The sequence below is a fragment of the Bacillus sp. EKM501B genome (assembly GCF_011800505.1).
GTDB classification, from domain to species: domain Bacteria; phylum Bacillota; class Bacilli; order Bacillales; family Bacillaceae_G; genus Bacillus_A; species Bacillus_A cereus.
In genome coordinates this window covers 21980-48682 of record NZ_JAALFZ010000029.1, presented here as the reverse complement: position 1 = coordinate 48682, position 26703 = coordinate 21980, and the positions used below count along the sequence as shown (strand labels likewise).

The window sequence follows — 26703 nt, the reverse complement described above, 5'->3', positions numbered from 1 at the left end:
AAAAATAACTTACCACCTTAGAGCTGCACTAGGGAAATGAAGTATCTAGTGCCGTGTAAACGACGTTACCGTAAATGAAGCCATTGTATATTTACAATGGGAATCTGGGTGGAACCACGGGTAAAAGCACGCTCGTCCCTATTTTAGGGATGAGTGTGCTTTTTATTATGAAATGGAGAGATGAAAAATGAAAGAACAAATGATTGAAATTAAATTTCCAGATGGTAGCGTTAAAGAATTTGTAAATGGAGTTACTTTAGAAGAAATTGCTGGATCCATTAGCAGTAGTTTGAAAAAGAAAGCAGTCGCGGGGAAAGTAAATGATGGATTATATGATTTACGCCGAAATATTGAAGAAAATGCGGAAGTGGAAATCATTACTATAGATTCAAATGAAGGGGTAGAAATTGCAAGACACTCCGCGGCACATATTTTAGCGCAAGCTGTAAAAAGATTGTATGGTGATATAAATCTTGGAGTAGGACCTGTTATTGAAAATGGATTTTATTATGATATGGATCTTCCAAGTAGTGTAAACATAGAAGATTTACGAAAAATCGAAAAAGAAATGAAAAAGATCATAAATGAAAATATAAAGATAGAACGAGTTGAGGTTTCTCGAAAAGAAGCAGCTAAACTGTTTCAAGAAATGAACGACCGCTTGAAATTAGAACTTTTAGAAGCAATTCCTAGTGGGGAAAGTGTAACACTATATAAACAAGGTGAATTTGTAGATCTATGTAGAGGACCACATTTACCATCTACAGGTTATTTGAAAGCATTTCAATTAACTCACGTTTCCGGTGCATATTGGCGAGGTGATAGTAATAACCAAGTGCTTCAGCGCATATATGGTGTTGCATTCTCTTCTCAAAAAGAATTAGAAGAGTATTTACATTTCGTTGAAGAAGCAGCAAAAAGAAATCATCGTAAGTTAGGCAGTGAGCTTGAGTTATTTATGTTTTCTGAAGAGGCTCCGGGAATGCCGTTTTATTTACCGAAAGGACAAATGATTCGTAACGAATTGGAAGCATTTTTAAGAGAAATTCAAAAAGAGTATAAGTATCAAGAAGTACGCACTCCGTTCATGATGAACCAAGAAGTATGGGAGAGATCAGGGCACTGGGGACATTATAAAGATAATATGTATTTCTCTGAAGTAGATAATAAAAGTTTTGCATTAAAACCGATGAACTGCCCAGGGCACATGCTTATGTTTAAAAATAAATTGCATTCTTATCGTGAATTACCGATTCGTATGTGTGAATTTGGTCAAGTACATCGTCATGAATTTAGTGGTGCGTTAAACGGATTATTAAGAGTACGTACTTTCTGCCAAGATGATGCACATTTATTTGTAACTCCAAAACAAATTGAAGATGAAATTAAATCAGTAATGGCGCAAATTGATTACGTATATAAAACTTTTGGATTCGAATATGAAGTAGAGCTTTCTACTCGTCCAGAAGATTCAATGGGTGATGATAAATTATGGGAGCAAGCAGAAGCGGCATTAGAAAATGTATTACAATCGCTAAATTATAAATATAGACTAAATGAAGGTGACGGTGCATTTTACGGGCCGAAAATTGATTTTCATATTAAAGATGCTTTAAATAGAAGCCACCAGTGCGGAACAATCCAGCTTGATTTCCAAATGCCAGAGAAATTTGATTTAAATTATATAGATGAAAATAATGAAAAGAAAAGACCAGTTGTTATTCACAGGGCAGTTTTAGGGTCATTAGATCGCTTCTTAGCAATATTAATTGAGCACTTTGGAGGTGCGTTCCCGGCATGGGTGGCACCAGTTCAAGTGAAAGTAATTCCAGTTTCAAATGCAGTACATGAACAATATGCCAATGAGATTGCACATAAATTAGCACAAGCTGGAGTTCGTGTTGAACAAGATGCACGAGATGAAAAATTAGGATATAAAATAAGAGAAGCACAAATGCAAAAAGTACCGTATGTTCTTGTTATTGGTGATAAGGAAATGGAAAACGGAGCTGTAAATGTACGTAAATATGGGGAAGAGAAGTCAGAAGTTATTGCGCTAGACGTATTTGTGGCAACTATTGAAGAGGAAATAAAGAATAGAAAATATTGATTGTAAAGAAAACACACTATTAGCAATTAGTGTGTTTTCTTTTTTATCTTACAAAAATGTAAGGTAAATGTAAGCGAAATCGAGGGAACGAGTTGTAGAAAAATGAGAATATGAAGTAGGAAAAAGGTTCATGTTACAGGTGTAACTCTTCTTGAATGAATAATTAAAAAATTCTTAAGAATTCACATGACAAAATAATAAGAAATATGTGAGAAATTAATTTTATACAAAAGGGATGGAGTGAAAGAGATGTCAACAAATGTAGTTACTGTAGAAAGTGTAGAAAAAACGTATGGGAAAAGAAATGAGAATCAGTCAAAAGCATTAAGGGGTGTATCGTTAAGTATTAAAGAAGGAGAATTTGTCGGGATCATGGGACCTTCTGGGTCTGGAAAAACGACTTTACTTAATGTGATAAGTACACTTGACCAAGCGACAGGTGGTAGTGTGACGATAGCTGGTACAAATATTACTTCTATGAAGGGCAATGCGTTATCTGATTTTCGCTCTCAAAAATTAGGTTTCATTTTTCAAGATTTTAATCTTCTAGAAAACTTATCAATTTATGAAAATATAGCTTTACCACTTTCTTTGCAAGGCGTACCGTCAAGTGAGATTACTGGAAAGGTAAATGACGTTGCGAAGAAATTAGGCATCACCGAAATTTTAACAAAATATCCGACGGCTGTTTCTGGAGGACAAAAGCAAAGAACAGCGGCGGCAAGAGCTTTAGTACATAATCCAGCAATTGTATTAGCAGATGAACCGACAGGTGCGCTTGATAGTAAAAACGCAAAAAGTTTATTAGAAGCGATGCAAGATTTACATGAAAATCACAATGTAAGTATTTTGATGGTTACACACGATGCATTTAGTGCAAGTTATTGTGAGCGTATTTTATTTATTCAAGATGGTCTTCTTTATAAAGAATTAAACCGTCAAGGTACTCGAGAGAATTTCTATCAAGACATTTTAGGTGTGCTCGCTCATATGGGCTCAGCTGCTGAGTCTAAGTAGGGGGTGAAACTATGTTATTTAAATTATCACGTCATAGTATGAAAAAGATGTTAAAAGATTATATGGTTTTACTTATTGGCCTCGTTATTAGTATTAGTATTTTCTACATGTTCCAAACGATGGCGATGAATAGTGAATTTACAAAAGATAATAGTCTAATTAGTAGTATAAGGCTCGTCTTTTGGGTAGGTGCAATACTATTATCTTTCATTACTGTATTTTATATTATATATGCCAACTCTTTCTTGCTCACATTAAGAAGAAAAGAACTCGGTATGTACATGATGCTTGGTGCAAAAAAGAAAAAAGTAGCACAGTTATTATTTATTGAAACATTCGGTATGGGTATTGTCAGTATTATTATCGGTATTTTAGTAGGGATGTTACTTGCAAGTGTAGCAGGAAACTTTTTAATGAATGGAATGGAAATTTCAGCAAAAGGTAGTTATGCATCTGTATACACACCAGCAATTTTAGTCACAGTTATTTTCTTCTTAATACTATTTTTCATTACTGGCTTAATGAACAGTGTCCGCTTGTTACGTAAAACTGAATTAGAGTTAATTCGTGAAGATGAAACACTAGATGAAGTGAAGAAAAGTAAAACTCGCATTATAATAATGACAGTACTTGGTGTATTACTAGTAAGTACAGGGTACTATTTTATGATCAATGTAAAAATATATGCTGAATTAGGTTTTATTATAGCAACCATCGTTACAACACTTGGAACATATTTTATCTTTAGTTCATTACTTCCATTTTTTGTGATGAAAATTAAGGGGAATAAAAAACGAAATGAAACTGGTCTAAATAGTTTTACATATGCACAGCTACGCTTTCGAGTAAATAGTTTATCGAGAGTATTAGGTACTGTAGCAATGTTAATTGCATTAGGCGCAGGTGCGATGACGGCAGGTATGGCGTTCCAAAAAAATGTAGGTATTATGACAGACTTTTCTCGTGTATATGATGTTGTAATTCATGATCCGAATGATCAAGATAAAGCTGCCTTGAAAGAAATGGAAATTGTTGAAGAAAGCAAGTACAAATATAAAGTAGATGGAGAAGCGGTTTATTATTTACGTAACGACTTAACTGCGAAACCGCCACTTGTTTCAGACCATTTTGATACAAAAACTTTAAAAGAGCCTGTTCGCAAACGTGTGACTGAACCTTTAACTGAACCTGTATATTCAGCTTTAGAGGCTCCTGAATTAGCAAAATTCCCTCATATGCCAAAGGATTGGGAAGACGCAGTTGTAAGAGAGATACAAATTACGCATAATCAATTTAGCGGAAAACCAGTAAGAATTGCAGACGAAGAGCATTATAAAGGGATTCAAGGAACAGAACATACTGTAACATTAGCAAAAGTAGATGATATGAAAAAATATAAACCGTTATTGATCGAAATAGACAAGAGACAAAAAGCACAAATTGAAAAAGCAACAGGTGAAAAGGTAGACTTATTTACGAAAATGACAATTTATCAGTTTATGAACAGCTTCATGAGCGGAACAATGTTTATGGGATTTTTCCTCGGAATTGCGTTTTTAGCAATGATGGCAAGTTCCCTTATGTTCAAAATATTAACAGGTGCTTCTCGCGACGTACGCCGTTATGAAATGTTACGAAAAATTGGTGTGAGACGCAGTATGTTAACGAAAAGTATATATAAAGAAATTTCATATTTATTTATCTTCCCAGCGATCATTGGCATTTCCCACGTATTAGTAGGGCTTAACTTATTCAGCTTTATATTAGTTGACCCGTTTGTAAAAGTATGGGTGCCAATAGGAATCTTCTTAGTCATTTATTTCATGTATTACTGGATAACTGTTCAACTTTATAAAGGTATGGTAATGCCGAAAGAAGAGGTAGCTAAATAGTTTATGAAAAGAGTCCTTGTGTTGAAAGCAAGGGCTCTTTTCTATGTGTTTTTATAAAAATGTGTATGCGAGATGTTTTCAAATCTTTCTGTAATGAATATAACTTGTTAGACGTAATTCGTTATAACGTTGGATTATCACATTCTCAAACTGTCTTATTAGAAAAGGATTAAAAAAATCCATTGCCTACTAAGGTGATTGAAATGAAGCTACCGTTTTATTGCCTTATGGGGAAATATGACTATAACACTTCATTCCATGCAGCAAAAACATATTTTGATAAGATAGAAGCAGATCAAAAACAATTTATTACTTTTGAGAAATCAGCTCATTATCCACAATTTGAAGAGAAAGAAAAATTCTATAAGTGGATGTGCGATACATTCATAAAATAAAGTATATCCGAACTTTAGAGAATTGAAATAGTTAGCGAGATGTATAAAGATTTTTAGATGCATAGTATTACATAGTATTAACTGAAGCGAAATTAAATAAAAAGACTCTTGATAAAAAATAAGAGTCTTAAGTACAACCAACTATGAATGACTTTTCTTTTTATAAAGAGATACAAAAATAAAAAAAGATAGCTGAAGACAAATTGTTTTCAGCTATCTTTTTTCGTTTAAAGTGGAGGTAAATCAATCTTACCTTCTTCAAATAATTCTTTTATCATATGCTTCGTATAACCAGCGGCTTGACCAAATGTGATTTTTGCTGGCATTGGTGCTTCGTTAGCATCTACAACTACATCAATAATACACGGTTTATTTTGTTTTACTGCATTTTCGAAAGCGGGAAGGAGTTCATCTAAATTCTCAACACGGTATCCAATACCTCCACACGCCTCTGCATATTTTGCAAAATCAGGGTTCGTTAAATCTGTTTCGAATTCGATATTACCCATGACTTCTTGCTCGAATTTAATCATCGCAATTTTATTATTGTTTAATACGACGACAACGATTGGTAATTTATATTTTACAGCTGTTACGAAGTCATTCATCGTCATTCCAAATCCGCCATCACCACAAACTGCAAATACTTGTTTATCCGGGAATGCAATTTTTCCAGCAAGAGCACCAGGTAAACCGCAACCAAGTGTTGCGAGCCAGCTAGAAATGACAAATTGCTGGTTTGTCATACGGAAGTGTCTTGCGGTCCATACTGTTACATTTCCAACATCGACTGATAGAATTGCGTCATCATGTGCTACTTGCTGCAGAGCATGCATAACGCGTTGTGGTTTAATTGGAATGGAAGAGTCTTCTTCTTGATCGTGTAATTTATCTTCCCACTTTTTCATCATTTCTTGGTGCTGTTCTAAGAAGGAATGATCTGTGTGTTCTTCAACATTTTCAATTAACCATCGTAATGTTTTATCAGCATCACCAGCTAAACCAATATCTGTCGCATAACGTTTCCCAATTTGGGCAGGATCTGTATCGATATGAATTGTTTTTGCTTTTTCAGGTAAGAAGCCGGTGAACGGATAAGAAGTACCGACCATAATTAAAGTATCTGCATGCTTCATTGCTTCATAAGAAGGTTTCGTTCCAATTAATCCCAATCCACCAATACAAAGAGGGTGTTCATCAGGAATAATTCCTTTAGCTGGTAATGTAAGTACGATTGGAGCACCAATTTGTTCTGCCAATGCAAGTAAAGATTCTCTCGCATGTTTTGTTCCTTTTCCAGCTAAAATCACAGGCTTTTTCGCTTCATTTATTGCAAGTTTCGCTGCATCTAAATCTTCTTTTTGTGGAAACAACTCAGGCAAAGTAAAAGAAGTATTTGTAACACGGGCACCATTTTTCACTTCAAATTTCGGGACATCATCTGGAATAGTAAGAACGGATACACCTTTTTTCGTATAAGCCATTCGAATTGCTTGATTCACTACGGCAGGTAGTTGCTCTGCTGACATAATACGCTGGTTATAAACCGCAACATCATCAAACATTCTTTCTAAATTTACTTCTTGGAAAAAGTCCGTTCCAAGTAAATCGGTTTCTACTTGACCTGAAATTGCTAGAACAGGGGCTTTATCGAGTTTCGCATCATATAAACCATTTAATAAATGAATAGCACCAGGTCCTGCAATTGCCATACAAACGCCAAGTTTTCCTGTTAATTTCGCATAGGCAGCCGCTGCTAATGCACCAGCTTCTTCATGGCGAACTTGAATGAATTTAATTTTATCTTGTTTTTTTCTTAAAGCTTCAATGATAGAATTAATGGAATCTCCAGGCATACCGTATATGTGCTCTACTCCCCAATCAATTAATAAATCAACTAATGCTTCACCTGCTGTTTTCCCAAACATAATTGTTCCTCCTTATAATAGGTAGATAACATTATGTTTTGAATAAAAAGGAAAAATATACAAGTAAGAAATTTATCTAGTTATTTGTAATCCAAGAATCAGTGTGGGAGGAACAAAAGCTTCACTTTAGCAACTTTAAAGATGACCAGCGAATAAAGTGAACACTGTTATTAGTAAAAAACCACTAGTTGCCCACATTAGAAATGTAAGGAAAGAGAGCTGTTTCTTAGCTTTCCAAAGCATTTCATGAATTGTGACATATCCAAGTGAACCAATAGCACTTCCCATAATGAGGCCTTGCAGGTGAAGAGCTTTTCCTTCCATCAAAATGCCAAAAACTGTGCCAGTACCGAGAATAAGAGAAAGTAATAAAGTCGTTAATAAAAAGGAAATATATTTATGTTTTGTAAAAAGAAATGGAATAATTAAAGCTAATCCTTCTGGAATATGGTGAACGACGATTGCTATTAAAAAGGGAATGGCAGAGTCATTATGATTTATAAAAGCTGTACCTAACGCAAATCCACTCGGTATATTATGAATAAATATAGCGAAAGAGAGAAAAAGAAAGGTTTGCCATGCTTGTTGATCTTTTTTATGTATCATTGGATGGTGACAATAGTTATCTAATAAGCCCATAACTAAAATACCGATAGCTATACCAAGTATAGGTCCAATCATTTCATAGCTTGAAAATGTTTCAGGAATAATTTCAAGTGACAATAACCCAAACAAAATACCGCCACATAATGCGTATAAACGATGCATCTTTTCTTCAATGAGTTGGCGTGTTGCTACTCCAACAGCACCGCCTAATAGTAATCCACCGAACGAAAAAAATGTTACAATCATTGGGATCCATAAACGTTCCATAGTATCACACTCCGATTCTATTCCCTTATTTTTAGCTTACGAAAAGAAAAGTTAGATTAGTCCAAGTAATTGTGTTTGAGTATAGAGAAAAAAGTAGTGATTCGTTATAATCTATATATTAAACTTAAGTGAGGAAATGAAAAGGGGAATTGGTTATGCAACAAATTAAAAAAATAGGAAACTCATTTTGGTATATGACACCTGTTTCTGAAACAGATAGACCTATATTAGGAATGGTTGTTGGAAAAGAAAAAACGTTAATGATCGATGCAGGGAATTCAGAAGAACATGCACAATTATTTTTAGAAATGTTAAAAGAACAAAATGTATCAAATCCTGATTTTGTAGCACTAACGCATTGGCATTGGGATCATATTTTTGGATTATCTGTATTACGGAATGCATTAACTATTTCGCACGCTGAAACGAAAAAAGAAATGCAGACAATAGTATCTTATGAATGGACAGATGAAGCGTTGGATGCACGCGTAAAAGAGGGTACTGAAATTGAATTTTGTGCGGATTGCATCAAGAAAGAGTTTGAAGAAAAAGCGAGAAATATTAACATTATTCCTCCGGCCTTAACGTTCCAGGATCAAATGGAATTAGATCTTGGTGAGGTGACATGCGTGCTAAAACATGTGGGCGGAGATCATGCACATGATTCAGTTGTTATGTACATAAAAGAAGAAAAGATATTATTTTTAGGGGACTGTATATATGCAGATATTTTTTCCTCGAAGTGGAACTATACGACGAAAAGAACGTTTGCATTAATAGATGAATTAGAAAAATTTGATGCTGAGACATATATTCTTTCTCATGGGACAGCTATAAATCGAGAAGAGTTTTTACAAGAAATTCATTTGCTAAAAACAGTAGGAACATATACAGAAGCTCATAAAGGCGATGAAGAGAAGATAAAGGCAGCGTATAAACAAGAGCTAGATAGAGAATTAAATGAAGATGAGTTAGAAACAATAACGTATTTTGTCAATGGTTATGAAATGAATAATCTGTAAGACACTACATTAATCAAATATAATTAAATTGCACAAAAAGAGTATTGAAATTTAATTCAATACTCTTTTTAATAGTTAAATATCTAGTTACAACCAATTTTTAAAATTGGGGCTCGTTATCTGAAGTTATATCACTTTATAGGGGTTCAGATAGCAGCTTTCTTTGCTAATTCAGTAATATATTCAAAGAAAACATCATGTTTTACATCATAAACGACATTTACAGGTCGTCCATCAGTAGTTTCTTCTGTACGTCCTTGGCTTGGTCCGTATGTATGAACGATACTATTAATCGTTTCAGTTTTTGCAAGGCTAGTGTTTCCGACAAAAGCGGTAGTTAGTACATCCCATAAATAGTAAGTAGAGTTCGTTGAGAAGTGAACGAGAGGAGGGACCATTGCATAGCATTGACCAAGGAAATCCATACCAATATACTTTCGTTCTTTTGCCCATTGTTCACGTATGTTTATAGTTAACGGAACTTGGTTTGTACTTTCTAGTGTCACTAAGTCGATTTTAATTTTTGCATCCCATACACGAGCCACTGCTTCAGGGTCCCAAAACGAATTCCACTCAGCTGTTCCATCATGCTCTGGTTCATGTACATTGCCAGCTTTAAGAAATGTACCACCCATCCAAACAAGGCGTTCAATTTGATCTTCGATTATGGGAGCTTCATATAATGCACGAGCAAGGTCAGTTAGGGGCCCAGTAAATAATAAAGTTGTTTTTTCTTCCGTTTGTAGAAGCGTTTCTATTAAATGATGATGCGCAGGTTTTGCCGTCACGGGTGTTACAACTTTTCCAGACTCATTTAAAATTGGTAAAGCATCTACATAAAATGCATGCATCCGCCAGTCTTTCGGAAACGGGTTTTGCCCGCGAGAGTTTGAAGCGGCTACGGCAAAATTACCTTTGCCGAAGCGATCGATAATTTTACGACTGGCAGACATTGCGGGTTCTAAATAGCAGTCTGCTGGGATAACAGATACCCCCGTAAGTTCAATGTTTTCCATTTGAAGTAATAAAAATAATGAAATTAAATCATCTACGCCGCCATCATGATTGAAGTACACTTTTTTCTTCATTGTAATCTCCATCCTATATGATTTAGTTAGAAATTAAATATGAATTGAGGAAAAGTCATCAATAATTTCCACCACTTCAATTTCTCCATTAATCAGTAGCTCAGGAAGCTCATTTCTAATATTTCCTTTCCAATACTCTCTAGCTTGTTCGATTTTTTGAGAAAAAGGAATTCCATCTTCTTTCGGTAAAAGATTCCCGTCACCTTCAAAAGAACTTCCGATCACTCGTAGTTTAACAATCTGTAAAACTTCTCGATTGTAAGAATCAAATAGCGCTCTCCATTTCAAAGCATCCTCATAGCTTTTAGCAGCATATAAGCAAGATAATCTGGAAGGGTATTCAGGGAATTCTTGTAGTCTAACCATTTCTACAATTGTTTCTCTAACTGCTCTAATTGTTTGATCCATATAACTCATAACTACTTTAGTATTTTCATTATTTATATGTAATTCGTTATTTTTATAGTGTTTATTTAAAATTTGTATGCCATCTTCACCACTAGCATTTAATTGTTCTCTTTCAAAAAAGAAGTGATATAGAGTATTGTGTTGATTTTTGTTAAAAGGAATGATTTGTCCGATATGCATTTTTTTCCTTGTTACGATGTGATATGCGTAAAATTCTGCTTCATTCATGGTTGTCCTCCTAGTAATAATGTAATGAAATGTTAAATTTAGTAATTCAACATTGCGATATATATAACCTCTATAAGTAAAAGTGAGAATTAGAGTAGAAAGGAAAAAATATGAAAGCGTTTTAAATTTGTTCACAAAATGTTCACTTACGAAGGGGTTTCCAATGTCGATATAATGACAAAGACTCAAAGAGAAAGGATGATGAAATTTGCCAACAACAAGAAAGGAAAACCTCCAATTTGGCATGATGATGTGCCTTGGGATGGTTATCGTAATGACGTTTTACAATTTACTAATGAATGAAACAGGAGGACCAATTTATATTAAAGAGATTGCATTAGAACTATTAATTGGCTTTATTATTGCACTATTAATTGAAATATGTATCGTTGGACCTTGTGCGAAAAAAATTGTATTCATATTGCCATTTGATAAATCTAAAAAAATAAATATTATCGTTGCAATGGCGACAACTATGGTAATTGGAATGGTGTTCTTTATGTCATTTTTCGGTATGGCTATGATGTATTTACATGGTGGACTACAAGGAGATTCATTTGTTTCCATTTATTTTTCGATTTTTATTAAAAATTTCATAATGGCATATCCATTACAATTAATTATTATGGGACCGCTTGTACGTTTCTTATTTGCAAAGTTTGTTATGAAAAAGAAATCTTTTAATGTAGCGTAATTTTTATTTATAAAACATTATATATAAATAATAAAAAAATAAACACATCTCGCATTTTTGAGGTGTGTTTTTTTGTTCATTCCAAGTTATTTTCATAGTGATGTGACATTTGTCCTTTTGCCATTATAGGATGATGGTTTTTAATTAAGTCAGAAATAAAGGATGAGGAGATGATTTTTTGAAAGGTATTATATTTGCTGTTTTTGCGGGGATATTTATAACACTTCAAGGAACCTTTAATGCGAAACTTAGTTCACATATCGGTATATGGTCGACGAGTATTATAACCCATTTAATTGGATTCATTATTGCAACAACTGTATTTTTGTTAAAGAAAGAAGAGAAAATAACGGATTTAAAGAGTGTGAAAAAAATATATTTAACAGCGGGTGCATTTGGTGGATTCATTATTTGTGCAGAAACTATGGCGATATATGCACTAGGAGTTACATTGACAGCTGGCACACTTATGGTTGCTCAATTGTTAACGGCAACAGTTATTGAAATGAAAGGACTGTTTCATATAAAAAAGATACAGATGGAGAGATATCATATTGTGGGAACAATAATAATGATTATAGGTATTGTTGTATTTAATATGTAAATGAAAGGAGAAATGAATATGGAGGATAGATCAGGTTTAATTACGCATTATTTGAAAACCAATAAAACGCTCGAGGTTTTTTCAGAAATAGATACAGCTTATTTTCAATTAAATCACTTTGAAAAAGACGAGCTCATTTGCAATATAGATGACGAAATGGATCGTTTATATTTTGTTGTTAAAGGTAAAGTAAAAGTTTACACGATTACATCTGAAGGGAAGAAACTAATTCTTCGCTTTATCAATCCATTGGCCATTGTTGGTGATATTGAATTAATTCAAAATAGCAAAGCGCATAATGTCGTTGAAGCTTGTTCAGATGTTGTAGCAATCTCTATTTCTAATACGGTTATTAGAAACAAGTTATTACATGATCCTATATTTATGAAGTTCTTGCTTGAAAACATTGCGAACACGTTAAAAATATCGACTCGTTTTACTGCTCTTAATTTACTTTATCCTGTAGAAGTACGTGTAGCTAGTTATTTGCTTTCAATTTCAACAGATAGTAACGGGAATATGTATAAAGGGGATTTGGATGCAACTTCAGTAACGAGTATTGCAGATTTTATAGGGGTAAGTTATAGGCACGTAATTCGGGTATTACAAAGATTTTATAATGAAAAACTAATTGAAAAGAGTAATGGAGTTATTGTAATTAAAGATTTTTCTAGAATGAAGGAAGTCGCTAAAGATAATATATATGAGCAATGAAAGGGAGAGGAAGATTTTGATTGGATTTAGTTTAGCTATATTAGCAGGAATATTAATTAGCGTACAATCTGTTTTTAATGCAAAAGTAAATGAAAATGTAGGGCAGTGGTTAACGACTACATGTGTCCTTGGGATAGGTCTCATTAGCTCTATTCTATTTTATATCATTACAGAAAACAGTATTAGCATTAAAGTGTATACTGCAAATTATTTGTTTTATGTAAGTGGACTGTTTGGTATCGGGTTAATTATTTGTATAATGGGTGCAATAAAGAGTCTAGGTCCAGCATATACGGTGCTAATTAGTCTTATTACTCAATTGGTTGTTGCGTTATGCATTGATACATTTGGATTATTTGGAATGGAGAGCATTCCATTACAAATAAATAAATTAGTTGGTATAGGTTTATTAATTGTGGGAGTAGGAATTTTTAAAAATCTATTTTTGAATAAGAAAGCTATTCATATAAATGAGGATAGTGTCTAAAGGATATAAAGGGGAAAAGTGTGAATGGTCAGAACTTATACATTTAGATAGTAATAAGTGAGCGATGAGGAGAGAGGATAAATGAATCAGTTAATGTTGCAAGATGGTGTACACTATTTGAAAAGCAATGGGGTATTGCATTGGTGTAAAGTTGCAGGGGCAGCTCATAATACAGTTCCTCTCATTATTGTACATGGTGGTCCAGGTGGCAATCATTATGTATTCGAAAGAACACTTGGGTTGAGGTTAGAAGAAAATATGACTGTTGTTTATTATGAACAAAGAGGATGTGGTAGAAGTGAGGCACCACAAGATGACGTTGAGTACTCAATCAATACTCTAGTCGAAGATTTAGAGGAATTAAGAAAGCAATTACATGTAGAGAAGATAAATTTGTTAGGATATTCTTTTGGTGGACAACTTTGTTTAGAGTATGCTTTGAAATATCCGAAAAATGTTGAACAAATGGTATTACAAGCACCATCGTTAGATGATTTAAATGATATGTATACTGTGCAGATAGAAGGTTTTCTACAAGTAACGAAAGGAGAAATGAAAGAAGAAATATTGATAATAAGTAAGTCAGAAATTCCTTTAAAAGAAAGGTATAATCAAGTTTGGAGTATAGTTGATACAAAAGCTGTAGATCGATTATTGTTTAAAAATGAAGAATTTGCAAAGCTAAATCGGAGTCTTTGGGAGGAAAGTCAGTTAAGTAATACAGGGAAGATGAGCAAAGTTATTTTTGGAACAAAATCATCTTTACCGCTTATTGAGCGTATTAAAGGTTTAGAAATTGATACGTGTGTCATAGTTGGAGCGCATGACTATAACACGGGTGTAGGAATGAGTTATAGAATAACGAGACAATTGAAAAATGGTAAACTTGTTATATTTGAAAATAGTGGACATTTCCCAGATATCGAGGAGACGGATAAAGTATGTGAAACAATTATTGAGTTTTTGGAATAAAAGGGGGATATTAAGGTCGAACCGAATTAATAGAGTTGAATTGGTTATTGGGATATTAAATCATGTAATATGCTAATTGTTTACTTGTAATTGAGGAAGAATCAATTAGTGTATTTGGAAAATAAGTAAAAAAGACCTTGTAAGGTGGAGGTCTTCTTGATTTATTATTTAATATTTTGAACTTATATGAACTGAAGTAGAAGAGTATGATAAGCAATTTCAGGGAACGAGAATATAACCGAATATAAAATATTACTAAACGTATATAACTAATGAATACAATGTCTTTTTCAGTTATTAAGTTGTAAATCATTTTATGATAAAATCTTTTACATAATTTAATAAAGGGGTAGTATTTAATGGGTTATTTCTCAAATGGTTTATTAGTTTTGTTTGTGCTTATCGTATGTAGTTGTATAATTTTTGGTTGATAATATAATGAGAGTCTTATATAAAAGCAGTTATCTCGCTTGAGATAACTTCTTTTTATTTTATATTGAGAAGGAATTCTATCTTTCTTATTGAAGTTTGTTCTAGTTATTTTTACATCGATCAGATTTGTGTAAAGGGAATTTTATGAAATATAAACAAGCCAGAGAATAGGGAGTGTTTACATGGAAAATAGTATACGCTACACAAGTGAACACCCTACAGATTTTAATGGATTATTATCCTTATACGAATCTTTAGGATGGAATTCTCTTAAATTAACGGTTAACGAGTTAGAACGAATGTGTAAGCAAAGTTGGTATGCAATTTATGTTTTTGATGATAAGAGGTTAGTAGGGATGGGGCGTGTCATATCAGATGGAGTCATAACAGGCATTATTTGTGGAGTTGGTGTATTGCCAAAATATCAGTCTAGTGGCATCGGAAAAGAAATAGTGAAACGATTAATCCAGCACTGTGAACAAAACAAGGTTATTCCACAACTTATGTGTGTAGAAAAATTGCAATCTTACTATGAATCTATAGGGTTTGAAGCATTCTCTATTGGGATGACAAAACATATTATAAGATAGAGGTGCTTTATCCTGCTATTTGTCGGGTAGTAAAACCCCACGGATTAAAGTTTCACTTTATATTTTCAGTTTACTTGTACATATTTTCAAACTTCAACATAAAGGAGAATGGCTGTATGGAGATTGCTAAAGGAGTAGAAATGTTACAACTTGAATTTCAAGAATTTGTTATTCATCCAATTCTTTTATGGAATGATGAAATGGCAGTATTAATAGATACGGGTTTCCCAGGACAAATTGAAGATATACAAGTAAAGATGGAAAAGGTTGGGGTATCATTTGATAAGTTAAAAGTCGTGATTTTGACGCATCAGGATATTGATCATATAGGTAGTCTGCCAGAATTGTTGCAGCGCTGTCGAAGTAATATTAAAGTTTATGCGCACGAACTAGATAAGCCATATATCGAGGGGGATTTACCTTTATTGAAGGACGGAAATGTAGAGAACCGCCCAAAAGGAAAAGTGAGTGATACTGTGATTGACGGGCAAGAACTTCCGTATTGTGGTGGAATACTAATTCTTCATACTCCAGGGCATACTCCGGGTCATATTAGTTTATATTTGAAACAAAGCAAAATTCTTATTGCAGGAGACTCTATGTATAGTGTGAATGGGATGTTAGGACCCAACAACTATAAATATTAAGGAAGCACAGCAGTCTTTGAAGAAGTATTTAAATTTACATATTGAATCTGTAGTTTGTTACCATGGGGGATTTAGTAAGGGGAATATAAATGTTCAACTTCAAAATTTGTAAAAGTTAAAGTGAAATTTTTTGTTAAACAGCATTGAAGTATAATCTGATTATTAGTATATAAATAAATTATAAAAGAGCATGTTTGAAAAAAATCAAACATGCTCTTTTATTAAAGCAAATCAGTTTAATATGAATGACCTAATCCGTTCCAATAAAAAGAAACGATTTCTTGTGATAATTCATCTATATTTGCAAGAATAGGATTGTGATTTTCATCTTTAAAATTCCCAATTGATAATAAAGATACGAAAGCATGAGCCGCAAATTTAGCGTTTCCTTTTGGGATTTCTCCGATGTGCATCGCATTATCGAGTGCTTTTTCTAGTACTTCATACATATTATCTTCAGCATTTTTTAATTCTTTCAATTGTTCTTCAGATAACGACAGTTTTGCATCTTTCATAAAATTTTTCATATCAATATCCATCGTTGCGTGTAAGTAAACTTTAGCGAAGTCTAATAATCTTTCTTCTAACGTTTTGTTTGTAGAGAGTATTTGAGACATATTCTCACGTATACGTACCATCATTTCGATCATAGTAGCAGTAAATAAATCGGCTTTTGTTGAATAGTAATAGTAGACAGTTGCTTTCGTAACACCACAAACTTTTGCGACCTCATCCATAGAAACGACTTGATAATTTTGTGTAAGAAATAAGCGGGTTGCTACTTCTAAAATGGTTTCTTTTGTAGATTTTGTATTTTTATTTTGACGCGGCCTACCGATAGGACGTTGTTTTTGTTCCAAATACATTCGCTCCTGACATTTATGATTGAGATAATTATAACATAATTTTCAATCATTCTTGATTAATTAACCGACCAGTATATATAATTAATAATGGAGGAAAAAAGGAAGGTGGGTTTTTATGAAAAAGCACCCGTTACATATGTTAGGGAGGCTTGTGGCAGGGAAAAATACGCAATGGATCACTTTATCGGTGTGGATTCTTATTACATTATTACTTTCATTTACGTTACCACAAGTAAACAGTACGAAAGAACCGAATCCGAAAAATTTACCTGAAACAGCTATGTCACAGCAAGCGGAAGCGCTTATAAAAAAAGAGTTTCCGAATAATGCAGGGAATCCGTTGTTAGTAGTATGGTATAGAGATGGTGGATTACAGTCACAGGATTATAAACTCATACAAGATGTTTATAAGGAGTTAAAAGCTAGTCCTTTAAAAGAACAATCAACGTTACCACCATTTGATACAATCCCAGAGCAAGTATTATCAAAAAGTGCGTCAAAAGATGGTACATCATTTGTTACACCGGTATTTTTTAATAAATCTGCTGGTACGGATATATTAAAAGGAAATCTTGAAGAGTTTAGAAAAATAGTGAATAGTAAGGTGGATGAAGATCCATTTAAACAAAAAATAAGTGAATCTGGTTTACATGTTCGATTATCAGGACCTGTAGGTATTCAAACGGATGCAGTTAGTTTATTTAGTCAAGCAGATGTGAAATTGTTAGTGGCTACTGTACTACTAGTGTTAGTTTTGTTAATTTTACTGTATCGTTCACCAATTTTAGCGATTTTACCTATACTTGTTGTTGGCTTTGCATACGGTATTATTAGTCCTACACTCGGTTTTTTAGCTGATCACGGATGGATTAAAGTAGATGCCCAAGCGATATCAATTATGACAGTATTATTGTTTGGCGCTGGAACGGACTATTGTCTATTTTTAATTTCGAGATATAGAGAGTACTTGTTAGAAGAAGAAAGTAAATATAAAGCATTGCAACTTGCGATTAAAGCATCTGGCGGTGCAATAATAATGAGTGCGTTAACTGTTGTACTTGGATTAGGAACATTACTACTTGCTCATTATGGTGCCTTTCATCGATTTGCAGTACCATTTAGTGTTGCTGTATTTATAATGGGAATCGCGGCTTTAACAATTTTACCAGCACTATTATTAATTTTCGGTAGAATTGCATTTTTCCCGTTTATACCGAGAACAACTTCAATGAATGAGGAGTTTGCAAGAAAGAAAAAGAGGGCTGTAAAAGTTAAAAAATCAAAAGGCTCCTTTAGTAAAAAACTTGGAGATATTGTAGTACGAAGACCATGGACAATAATTATGCTAACTGTATTTGTATTAGGCGGATTGGCTTCATTCGTACCACGTATTCAATACACATATGACTTATTAGAGTCGTTTCCAAAGGATATGCCTTCTCGTGAAGGGTTTACGTTAATTAGTGATCATTTCTCAGCTGGTGAACTAGCACCAATAAAAGTTGTTGTTGATACGAAAGGCAAAGAGCTTCCTATTAAACAAGAACTAGAGAAATTTTCTTTCGTAAATACAGTGAAAGAGCCAAAAGAGGGAAAAGAAAATAAGCAAATACAAATGTATGAAGTTTCTTTAGCGGAAAATCCATACTCAATTGAAGCGTTAGATCAAATTCCTAAATTGAAAAGTAGTATAGAAAAAGTATTAAAAGGTGCTGGGATTAGTAATGCTAAAGATCAATTGTGGATTGGTGGGGAAACAGCTTCATTATATGATACAAAGCAAATTACGGAACGTGATGAATCAGTAATTATTCCAGTAATGATTAGCATTATCGCTTTACTATTACTTGTCTACTTACGATCGGTTGTTGCGATGATTTATTTAATTGTAACTGTCGTTTTATCATTCTTCTCAGCGTTAGGAGCAGGATGGATATTACTTCATTACGGTATGGGTGCGCCGGCCATTCAAGGTGCGATACCGTTGTACGCATTCGTATTTTTAGTTGCTTTAGGTGAAGATTATAATATCTTTATGGTTTCAGAAATATGGAAAAACAGAAAGACACAAAATCACTTGGATGCAGTAAAGAATGGTGTAATACAAACAGGTAGTGTTATTACATCGGCTGGTTTAATTTTAGCAGGAACTTTTGCAGTGTTAGGTACACTTCCAATTCAAGTATTAGTTCAATTTGGTATTGTAACTGCAATTGGCGTATTACTAGATACGTTTATCGTAAGACCGTTACTTGTACCCGCGATTACAGTAGTTTTAGGCCGATTTGCTTTTTGGCCAGGTAAACTTTCAAGAAAGAGTGAAGAAATACAAAAGGTGGATGCATAGTTAAAAAAGCCAAGGATATTTTCCTTGGCTTTTTTCAATGTAGTTAATTAATTTTTTGAAGTCAAATCATCAGATGCAGCGTGATCAGCATCTTCAATTGTTGTTTCGGGCATTCCGTATAAGCCGTTCATTGCTTGTTCTTCGATAGTAAGATTTGCAGTATTATTATTTTGAATAGATGTAGTGTTTTCAGTAACATTTTCTTTTTTATTCATATTTTTGTTATTCATGTATGTATCCTCCAAATTTCATTTGATTTATCTATAGTATGTGGATGGATTTCCAGAAATATGTGAATTGATTCTTACATATGTTATATAATTAAATGAATAATTAGGGTGAATTGTAAACTGTTAGGAGTGAACAAGTATGGTGAGAGCAAGGGAATTAGCCTTCTAAAATAAAAAGAAAATTTTAGGAGGCTATTAGAATGAAGTTTCATGTAATTGATAGAGAAGATTGGAATAGAGAGCGGTATTTTGAGCATTATTTAAAGTTGAACTGTACATTTAGTATGACTGTGAATGTTGATATCACGATGTTATTAGAGGAAGTATATCAAAAGGGAATAAAATTTTATCCCGTTTTTATATATTTAATTTCTAGAGTAGTAAATAATCATAAAAAATTTCGAACATGTTTTAACGATGAAGGAGTTTTAGGCTATTGGGAGGAAATGATACCGAGTTATACAATCTTTCATAAAGATGATAAGTCTTTTTCAAGTATATGGACGGATTATTCAAGTGATTTCCGCACTTTCTATAAAAATTATGAAGACGATATGAGATGCTATGCTAGTGTTCATGGTCTTTTCACGAAAGAAAATATTCCTCCTAATGTATTTCCGATTTCTAGCATACCTTGGACTAGTTTTACTGGATTTAATCTTAATATTAATAATGATGAAAATTTTCTATTGCCAATTATAACTTGTGGGAAATATTTTAACGAAGGAAATAAGGTTATGCTACCAGTTTCATTGCAAGTACATCATTCGGTTTGTGATGGATATGATGCGAGTCAATTTATAGAAGATTTACAGCAGTTAAGTAACACTTGCAACGATTGGCTTAAGTAATATCTAATTTTTAATTATATAAAGTGAAACTTTAATCAGTGGGGTGTCAGCCCCGCTGATTATTAGCCCAACCCCCACCTAACTTCTTTGCTTTCGCTGAATTTTGAGATGGGGGTCTTACTGCCCGGCAAATAGCGGAATAAAATTGAAAATGAATAAAAGAAGAGACCATGTTGATATTACATGGTCTCTTCTTTTATTCATTAATACTAAGTAATTGTGGAAAATATAGGGTGATTTGTAGTTTAATAGTAAAGAGAGTGATTAGTATTAATTTTCTTTGTTTTTAAAATTTTAAGTATGTAAATGTTTAACAGGGGGGAATAAAGTGAAATTCGTAAGCATTGAAAAAGATGAAATCTTAATTGGGGATATGGCAAAATTGTATTGTAAAGTATTTGAGAAAATAAATTTCAATGAAATAATCGAGCGAATGAATAGGCATATAGAATATACAGGTTTTAAAGGTATAGTAGCAATAAATGATGAAAATGAAGTAGTTGGCTTTACTTATGGTTATCGCTCAATGGAGGGACAGTACTATAATCAATTAATGAGAGAAGCGTTACATCTAGAGCAAGTAGACGAATGGTTACAAGATTGTTTTGAATTTGTAGAGTTAGCAGTCCACCCACAATATCAAAATGAAGGTCTTGGAACGAAATTACATAATGAATTACTAGAAGGGATTCCAAATAGAACGAGTGTTTTAACAACACAAATAAACAATGAAAAAGCACGTTCGTTATATGAAAGATTAGATTGGATAAATATATTGGAGCCATTTCATCCAAGTACAAATGATGTTCCATATGTAATAATGGGAAAAGCATTAAAAATAAAAGTGAATTGATAATTATGGCATTCACAAAAATGGTTGGTTTGTAATAATGAAGGGGAAAACGAAAATGACGAGAATATCTATAGAAAAAGCTACAATTTTAGATGCTGAGAAATTAACAGAAATAATGAAAAGAACATTTGATGCAGAAGCAAAACAATGGCTATACGGCCAAGATGATGTCATTGATTATAACATTCAACCGCCAGGGTATTCTTCAGTTGAAATGATGGAATATTCCATTGAAGAATTGGATTCTTTCAAAGTTGTAATGGATAAAGAAATAATTGGAGGGATAATAGTTACGATTTCTGGTAAGTCGTACGGTCGAATTGATCGTATTTTTGTAGATCCTGTTTATCAAGGAAAAGGAATTGGATCACATGTTATGAAATTAATAGAAAAGGAATATCCAAACATAAAGATTTGGGATCTCGAAACATCTAGTAGACAAATTAATAATCATCACTTTTATAAAAAGATGGGCTACCAAATGATTTTTGAATCGGAAGATGAGTATTGTTACGTGAAAAGAATAAAAACAAGCTCAAACAAAGAGAGTGTAGTTACAAATAAAGATATGAAAAATAGTCAATACGAAAACTGTAATTTAGCGAATACAGGGTATTATCAAGTGAATTTAAAAAACAGTTCATTTGTTGGTAGCAATATAATAAATATGAATATGAGTAATTGTAATGTAAGTCAATCAAAGTTTAGAAATATAAATTTTAGATGGTCATCATATGCAGATTTAAATCTTTCTGGCAGTAAATTTAATTTGGTGACTTTAGGTGGAGTGCAATTTAAAAATACAAGTCTCGGAGATGAGAAGGAACCTATTGTATTCGATAAATGTGATTTGGAAGGCAGCACTATAAGTAATAGTAATCTGAAAAATATTGAAATAGAAAATTGTAATATAGTCGGCATGAAACTAAATGGTATTCCAATTGAAAATTTGCTTAATTTATATAACGAGGCGAAAAGTTAACCAAATCCATATAGTTGTTAATCTTTTTGGAAATTAAGTATTATATCGAAATAATTATGTAAAAATGACATAAAGAAATACGAGTGAGAAGGTCATTCATACACGTTTCTAGAATACACACAAACAAATATATTGTTATTTATATGGAGGAGAGAAAGATGGGGATCAACGTTAGAGCAGTAGAAATACAAGATGCTAGAGCAATTCATCGTATATGTATACAGGATGACGTTTTACCGTATATGGTTTTCTTACCTAGCATGCGTGTAGAAGCTATGGAAAATAGAATTCGAAATTTAGCACCAAATCAATTTGAATTTGTTGCAGAATATGATGGAGAAGTTGTTGGATTTGTAGGTTTAACACAAAGTCCGGGCCGAAGATCTCATTCAGGCGATTTATTCATTGGGGTAGACAGTGAATATCATAATAAAGGAATTGGGAAAGCACTTCTTATGAAGATGCTTGATCTGGCTGATAATTGGTTAATGTTAGAGAGAGTAGAACTAGGTGTGTTAGAAACGAATCCAAAAGCAAAAGCTTTATATGAAAAATTTGGATTTGTAGAAGAGGGAGTAAAGATAGGGAATTTGAAAGCTCACGGAAAGTTTATTAATGAAATTATGATGAGTCGTTTTAGACCGAATGGTTTAATTGTACATAATGAATAGTTAAAAGCATGACAGTATACTGTCATGCTTTTTCATTAGAATTTGGCTGTAATAAAAATAATACTAAACCAATAAAAATAACGGTAATTCCTAGTCCTTGTTGTAAAGAAATAGTCTCATGTAATATAAAGTACGCTAGCATACAAGTGCCAATTGTTTCACCTAAAATACTCATTGAAATTACAGTAGCACTCATCCATTTTAATAACCAATTAAAAATGGTTTGTCCTAAAATTGTAGCAATGAAAGCTAATCCAATAAAGCACAACCAAGTTTGTGTAGAGTAATGGATGAAAGATTCTTGTTGCATGAAAGCAAATATGCTAAGAAAGCCAGCACTACTTCCATAACTAATTACCGAATATGGTATAAGTGACAAATCTTTACGAACGTGTTGGCTAATGAAAAAATAAGCAGTAATGATACCGGCAGCGATAAATGCTAAAATATCTCCATATAAAGCTTCTCCACTAATTTTGAAATCTTGCCAGCCAATGATGATACTACCTGAAATAGCGATGAGGCAACCAATAACCGCTCCTTTCGTAAATCTCTCCTTAAATAAAAAATAACCACCAATCATTGAGAACAAAGGTTGTAACGTTACGATAACTGTAGAGCTTGCTACAGAAGTATATTGTAATGATTCAAACCATAGTACATAATGTGCAGCTAAAAATAGCCCAGATGTGAATCCGAATGTCCATTGTTTTTTCGTTAAAGTTTTTAGCTCATTTCGACTATTTTTATTAAATAGTAATAACGGTAACAGGATCAGTGTGGCAAAGAATAATCGGTAAAAAGCAATGATTGTCGCAGGAGCATCTGCCAATTTTACAAAAATTGCTGAAGTTGATAAGGCGAATACACCAAAAAATAAGATAAAATATGAAAGAATAGGTGATTTCAAAGTTTGTCCCTCCGATAGAATGTTTATTATAATAAACTTAATGCGATATAATGTACAAAAGTAAGTATATAAGTCCCGGAGATAATAGGAAAGGATTATTTGCCTTTGTTTAGTATGTCAGCACAAAGACAATGAAATATGCATTATGATGGACGAAAGGAAGTTTTACTATGATACATGATAGGCTTGGACAAACAGTATTAAGTTATCGTAAGAAAAATAATATGACAATTCGTGAATTTGCTGATTATGCAGGGATTAGTACATCACTAATTAGCCAAATTGAAAGAGGACATGCTAATCCTTCTTTAAATGTTTTGGAGTTAATTGCAAAAGCATTAAATGTACCGCTGTTTACACTTTTTATTAATGATATCGATACAGATTCGCTCATTTCTAAGAAAAAAGATCGAAAAAAAGTATATCGGGAAAACAATGATCACATTGTATATGATGTATTAACACCTGATTTTATGAAAGCACGTATTGAAATGTTAATGATGGATTTAAATAAACAAGCAAACACAACAGAAAGTCATTATTCCCATGAAGATAAGGAAGAGATTGCTGTTATTATGAAAGGGGAAGTGTACGTAGAATTGGAGGGAAAAGAATATTTTTTAGAAGAAGGCGATGTTGTACGTATTCCACCAAATGTGAAGCATCGATTTTTGAATAAAAGTGATGAATCGAATCACATTTTATTTGTACTGACACCATCTTTAGGATGAAAATATAGTGATTTTAACTAGAGGAGAAAGAAAATGGAAAACAAAAGTATTTTAAAAGGCGGCCTTTCAATTATTTTTCAATGTAAAAAAGAAACAAATGATATTTGGCATGCGCATTTTGGAGCAGCTGCAATTGCCAGTTATTTTAATCATATAAAGAGAGCTCCAAATTATAAAGATATAACATTAGAAAAATTCCGGTATGTTATTCATTCTTAATGAACGTCAATAATCTGTAAAAGGAAGCTTAATCTAGTTTCTTTTTTTGTTAGTAGTATATTATTTTTTCAAATATGTAAGATTTTACATGCGTATTTTACTTTTACTAATTATGTAAGTAGGCTATACTGAAATACATACATTTTATTTTTGGAGAGATGTAAAACGACATGGAACTAGCGAAATTGGAAAAAGTAATTGAAATAAAAAAAGAAGAACTTTTATATTTAGTATCGGATTATGGAATTCAACATGAAAAAGTATTGGCATTGAGTCAAGAACTAGACAAATTAATCAATTACTTTATGTTTTTAAAATAAAGAGAACTATGACGTGGTTTGTATATGTTATAGTTCTTTTTTATTAGGTAATTTGAAAATATATTCAAATATATTGTCTAATTTCTTACAGAATGCGCAACTTGCTAGTCGAATATAAGGACTTTTGGTTATAATAAAAAGGAATTATTAATTGTATCGGTTAGGAGCGCAGCACATATGAAAACAGTTGTTGTTATCGGTGGAGGTATAACGGGACTTTCTACTATGTTTTATTTAGAAAAATTAAAAAAGGATTATAATATCGATTTAAATTTTATTCTTATTGAGAAAGAAGAGTATTTAGGTGGTAAAATCCATAGTGTGGAAGAAAAGGATTTCATTATGGAGTCAGGAGCGGATTCAATCGTTGCTCGTAATGAATATGTTATGCCACTTGTAAAAGATTTAAATTTAGAAGATGAAATGGTATATAATGAAACGGGTATTTCTTACATATATTCTGAAAACATGTTACATCCGATTCCTTCTGATACTATATTTGGGATACCGATGAGCGCCCAGTCTTTGTTTAGCAGTACGCTAGTCTCAACGAAAGGGAAAATCGTAGCTTTAAAAGATTTCATAACGAAAAATAAAGAGTTTACGGAAGATACATCACTTGCTCTATTTTTAGAAAGTTTCTTAGGGAAAGAGTTAGTGGAAAGACAAATTGCTCCTGTACTTTCAGGCGTATATTCTGGTAAGTTGAATGAGCTTACAATGGCATCTACATTACCGTATTTACTGGATTATAAAAATAAGTATGGAAGTATTATTAAAGGTTTTGAAGAGAATAAAAAACAATTTCAATCAGCAGGAAATAAAAAATTCGTATCATTTAAAGGTGGACTATCTACGATAATTAATCGCTTAGAAGAAGTGCTCACTGAAACTGTCGTAAAAAAAGGTGCTATAACGACGGCTGTAAGTAAACAAGAAGATCGATATGAGATTTCTTTTGTAAATCATGAAACAATACAAGCTGATTATGTTGTTTTAGCAGCTCCGCATGATATAGCACAAACTTTATTACAGTCTAATGAGTTAAATGAGCAGTTTAATACATTTAAAAACTCATCTCTTATAAGTATTTACTTAGGATTTGACATACTAGATGAACAACTACCAGCTGACGGCACAGGGTTTATTGTAACGGAAAACAGTGATTTACATTGTGATGCTTGTACATGGACAAGTCGAAAGTGGAAACATACATCGGGTAAACAAAAATTATTAGTAAGAATGTTTTATAAGAGCACCAATCCGGTATATGAAACAATCAAAAATTATAGTGAAGAAGAATTAGTACGAGTAGCTTTATATGATATTGAAAAGAGTCTCGGAATTAAAGGTGAGCCAGAAGTAGTCGAAGTTACAAATTGGAAAGATTTAATGCCGAAATATCATTTAGAACATAATCAAGCGGTTCAAGCATTGCAAGAAAAAATGACGAATCTTTATCCAAATGTATATTTAGCTGGTGCCTCATATTATGGTGTCGGAATTGGTGCGTGTATTGGAAATGGAAAGAATATAGCCAATGAAATAATGGCTACATTAAATAAATAATACTGTAGAATAAATAAAAACTGTTCCTTCAGCAAAATGGAGGAACAGTTTTT

Annotated in this window: 26 protein-coding genes and 2 pseudogenes; 21 read left to right on the top strand and 7 right to left on the bottom strand. The window is 32.9% G+C overall.

What is annotated here, in order from left to right; genetic code table 11:
* The first annotated feature begins 187 nt into the window (after positions 1–187).
* The 4 genes and pseudogenes from thrS to HFD78_RS29740 all read left to right on the top strand — a co-directional run.
* Positions 188–2110 (top strand): threonine--tRNA ligase, encoded by a 1923-nt coding sequence (gene thrS / locus HFD78_RS27410; protein WP_000663096.1) that lies wholly within the window; start codon positions 188–190, stop codon positions 2108–2110.
* A 249-nt stretch (positions 2111–2359) separates the two neighbouring features.
* Positions 2360–3127 (top strand): ABC transporter ATP-binding protein, encoded by a 768-nt coding sequence (locus HFD78_RS27405; RefSeq protein ID WP_000106426.1) that lies wholly within the window; start codon positions 2360–2362, stop codon positions 3125–3127.
* A gap of 11 nt (positions 3128–3138) precedes the next feature.
* A complete protein-coding gene (locus HFD78_RS27400) occupies positions 3139–5019 on the top strand; it encodes an FtsX-like permease family protein (protein ID WP_000897869.1) in 1881 nt (626 codons plus the stop codon).
* A gap of 92 nt (positions 5020–5111) precedes the next feature.
* Positions 5112–5414 (top strand): annotated as a pseudogene (locus HFD78_RS29740) (hypothetical protein); the annotation flags it as partial.
* A gap of 227 nt (positions 5415–5641) precedes the next feature.
* On the opposite strand, the gene HFD78_RS27390 reads toward HFD78_RS29740, so the two are convergent.
* Positions 5642–7342, bottom strand: coding sequence for a pyruvate oxidase (locus tag HFD78_RS27390; RefSeq protein WP_000467239.1), 1701 nt, complete (start codon positions 7340–7342; stop codon positions 5642–5644).
* Positions 7343–7477: 135 nt separating this feature from the next.
* Positions 7478–8215 (bottom strand): ZIP family metal transporter, encoded by a 738-nt coding sequence (locus HFD78_RS27385; RefSeq protein ID WP_000440616.1) that lies wholly within the window; start codon positions 8213–8215, stop codon positions 7478–7480.
* Positions 8216–8370: 155 nt separating this feature from the next.
* Between HFD78_RS27385 and HFD78_RS27380 the strand changes: the two genes are divergently transcribed.
* Complete coding sequence (locus HFD78_RS27380; protein ID WP_001184099.1) at positions 8371–9237, top strand: MBL fold metallo-hydrolase; 867 nt, start codon at positions 8371–8373, stop codon at positions 9235–9237.
* A 146-nt stretch (positions 9238–9383) separates the two neighbouring features.
* Here HFD78_RS27380 and HFD78_RS27375 read toward each other — a convergent pair whose 3' ends face one another.
* Complete coding sequence (locus tag HFD78_RS27375; protein WP_002196477.1) at positions 9384–10337, bottom strand: nucleoside hydrolase; 954 nt, start codon at positions 10335–10337, stop codon at positions 9384–9386.
* Positions 10338–10358: 21 nt separating this feature from the next.
* Positions 10359–10961: a DUF2441 domain-containing protein gene (locus tag HFD78_RS27370; RefSeq protein WP_001001048.1), complete on the bottom strand. Its 603-nt coding sequence runs from the start codon at positions 10959–10961 to the stop codon at positions 10359–10361.
* Positions 10962–11169: 208 nt separating this feature from the next.
* Between HFD78_RS27370 and HFD78_RS27365 the strand changes: the two genes are divergently transcribed.
* The 7 genes and pseudogenes from HFD78_RS27365 (at position 11170) to HFD78_RS27335 (ending at position 16213) form a co-directional block, all read left to right on the top strand.
* Positions 11170–11655 carry a DUF2798 domain-containing protein gene (locus tag HFD78_RS27365; protein ID WP_002103059.1) on the top strand — a complete coding sequence of 162 codons (486 nt, stop codon included), beginning with the start codon at positions 11170–11172 and terminating at the stop codon, positions 11653–11655.
* Between the two features lie 178 nt (positions 11656–11833).
* Positions 11834–12259: a DMT family transporter gene (locus tag HFD78_RS27360; protein WP_000676014.1), complete on the top strand. Its 426-nt coding sequence runs from the start codon at positions 11834–11836 to the stop codon at positions 12257–12259.
* 18 nt (positions 12260–12277) lie between these two features.
* Positions 12278–12973 (top strand): Crp/Fnr family transcriptional regulator, encoded by a 696-nt coding sequence (locus HFD78_RS27355; RefSeq protein ID WP_000390197.1) that lies wholly within the window; start codon positions 12278–12280, stop codon positions 12971–12973.
* Between the two features lie 16 nt (positions 12974–12989).
* On the top strand, positions 12990–13460 hold the full coding sequence (locus HFD78_RS27350; protein ID WP_000579027.1) for a DMT family transporter: 471 nt from the start codon (positions 12990–12992) through the stop codon (positions 13458–13460).
* Positions 13461–13541: 81 nt separating this feature from the next.
* Complete coding sequence (locus HFD78_RS27345) at positions 13542–14432, top strand: alpha/beta fold hydrolase (protein ID WP_001072691.1); 891 nt, start codon at positions 13542–13544, stop codon at positions 14430–14432.
* Positions 14433–15046: 614 nt separating this feature from the next.
* Positions 15047–15454 carry a GNAT family N-acetyltransferase gene (locus tag HFD78_RS27340; RefSeq protein ID WP_000431735.1) on the top strand — a complete coding sequence of 136 codons (408 nt, stop codon included), beginning with the start codon at positions 15047–15049 and terminating at the stop codon, positions 15452–15454.
* Positions 15455–15570: 116 nt separating this feature from the next.
* A pseudogene (locus HFD78_RS27335) lies at positions 15571–16213 on the top strand (MBL fold metallo-hydrolase).
* 124 nt (positions 16214–16337) lie between these two features.
* On the opposite strand, the gene HFD78_RS27330 reads toward HFD78_RS27335, so the two are convergent.
* On the bottom strand, positions 16338–16961 hold the full coding sequence (locus HFD78_RS27330; RefSeq protein WP_000435996.1) for a TetR/AcrR family transcriptional regulator: 624 nt from the start codon (positions 16959–16961) through the stop codon (positions 16338–16340).
* 121 nt (positions 16962–17082) lie between these two features.
* Here HFD78_RS27330 and HFD78_RS27325 point away from each other — a divergent pair, with 121 nt between their 5' ends.
* Positions 17083–19314, top strand: a complete 2232-nt coding sequence (locus HFD78_RS27325; protein WP_000716543.1) for an MMPL family transporter — start codon at positions 17083–17085, stop codon at positions 19312–19314.
* A gap of 47 nt (positions 19315–19361) precedes the next feature.
* Here HFD78_RS27325 and HFD78_RS27320 read toward each other — a convergent pair whose 3' ends face one another.
* Positions 19362–19544, bottom strand: a complete 183-nt coding sequence (locus HFD78_RS27320; protein ID WP_001060660.1) for a DUF4021 domain-containing protein — start codon at positions 19542–19544, stop codon at positions 19362–19364.
* Between the two features lie 200 nt (positions 19545–19744).
* Between HFD78_RS27320 and catA the strand changes: the two genes are divergently transcribed.
* The 4 genes from catA to HFD78_RS27300 all read left to right on the top strand — a co-directional run bounded on the left by catA (position 19745) and on the right by HFD78_RS27300 (position 22901).
* Positions 19745–20395, top strand: coding sequence for a type A chloramphenicol O-acetyltransferase (gene catA, locus HFD78_RS27315; protein WP_000668544.1), 651 nt, complete (start codon positions 19745–19747; stop codon positions 20393–20395).
* A 328-nt stretch (positions 20396–20723) separates the two neighbouring features.
* A complete protein-coding gene (locus tag HFD78_RS27310) occupies positions 20724–21248 on the top strand; it encodes a GNAT family N-acetyltransferase (protein ID WP_000673963.1) in 525 nt (174 codons plus the stop codon).
* Positions 21249–21285: 37 nt separating this feature from the next.
* Positions 21286–22230, top strand: a complete 945-nt coding sequence (locus HFD78_RS27305) for a GNAT family N-acetyltransferase (RefSeq protein ID WP_002061342.1) — start codon at positions 21286–21288, stop codon at positions 22228–22230.
* A gap of 158 nt (positions 22231–22388) precedes the next feature.
* Positions 22389–22901 (top strand): GNAT family N-acetyltransferase, encoded by a 513-nt coding sequence (locus HFD78_RS27300; protein WP_000512617.1) that lies wholly within the window; start codon positions 22389–22391, stop codon positions 22899–22901.
* 22 nt (positions 22902–22923) lie between these two features.
* Here the strand turns inward: HFD78_RS27300 and HFD78_RS27295 are convergent, their stop codons facing one another.
* On the bottom strand, positions 22924–23811 hold the full coding sequence (locus HFD78_RS27295) for a DMT family transporter (RefSeq protein ID WP_000841812.1): 888 nt from the start codon (positions 23809–23811) through the stop codon (positions 22924–22926).
* Positions 23812–23981: 170 nt separating this feature from the next.
* Between HFD78_RS27295 and HFD78_RS27290 the strand changes: the two genes are divergently transcribed.
* From HFD78_RS27290 to HFD78_RS27275, 4 genes are all read left to right on the top strand, one after another.
* Positions 23982–24542, top strand: coding sequence for a helix-turn-helix domain-containing protein (locus HFD78_RS27290; RefSeq protein ID WP_000581029.1), 561 nt, complete (start codon positions 23982–23984; stop codon positions 24540–24542).
* A 33-nt stretch (positions 24543–24575) separates the two neighbouring features.
* Positions 24576–24761 (top strand): hypothetical protein, encoded by a 186-nt coding sequence (locus HFD78_RS27285; RefSeq protein WP_000428897.1) that lies wholly within the window; start codon positions 24576–24578, stop codon positions 24759–24761.
* A 170-nt stretch (positions 24762–24931) separates the two neighbouring features.
* On the top strand, positions 24932–25081 hold the full coding sequence (locus tag HFD78_RS27280; RefSeq protein ID WP_000417698.1) for an aspartyl-phosphate phosphatase Spo0E family protein: 150 nt from the start codon (positions 24932–24934) through the stop codon (positions 25079–25081).
* 177 nt (positions 25082–25258) lie between these two features.
* Complete coding sequence (locus HFD78_RS27275; RefSeq protein WP_000860344.1) at positions 25259–26650, top strand: protoporphyrinogen oxidase; 1392 nt, start codon at positions 25259–25261, stop codon at positions 26648–26650.
* Positions 26651–26703: the final 53 nt, after the last annotated feature.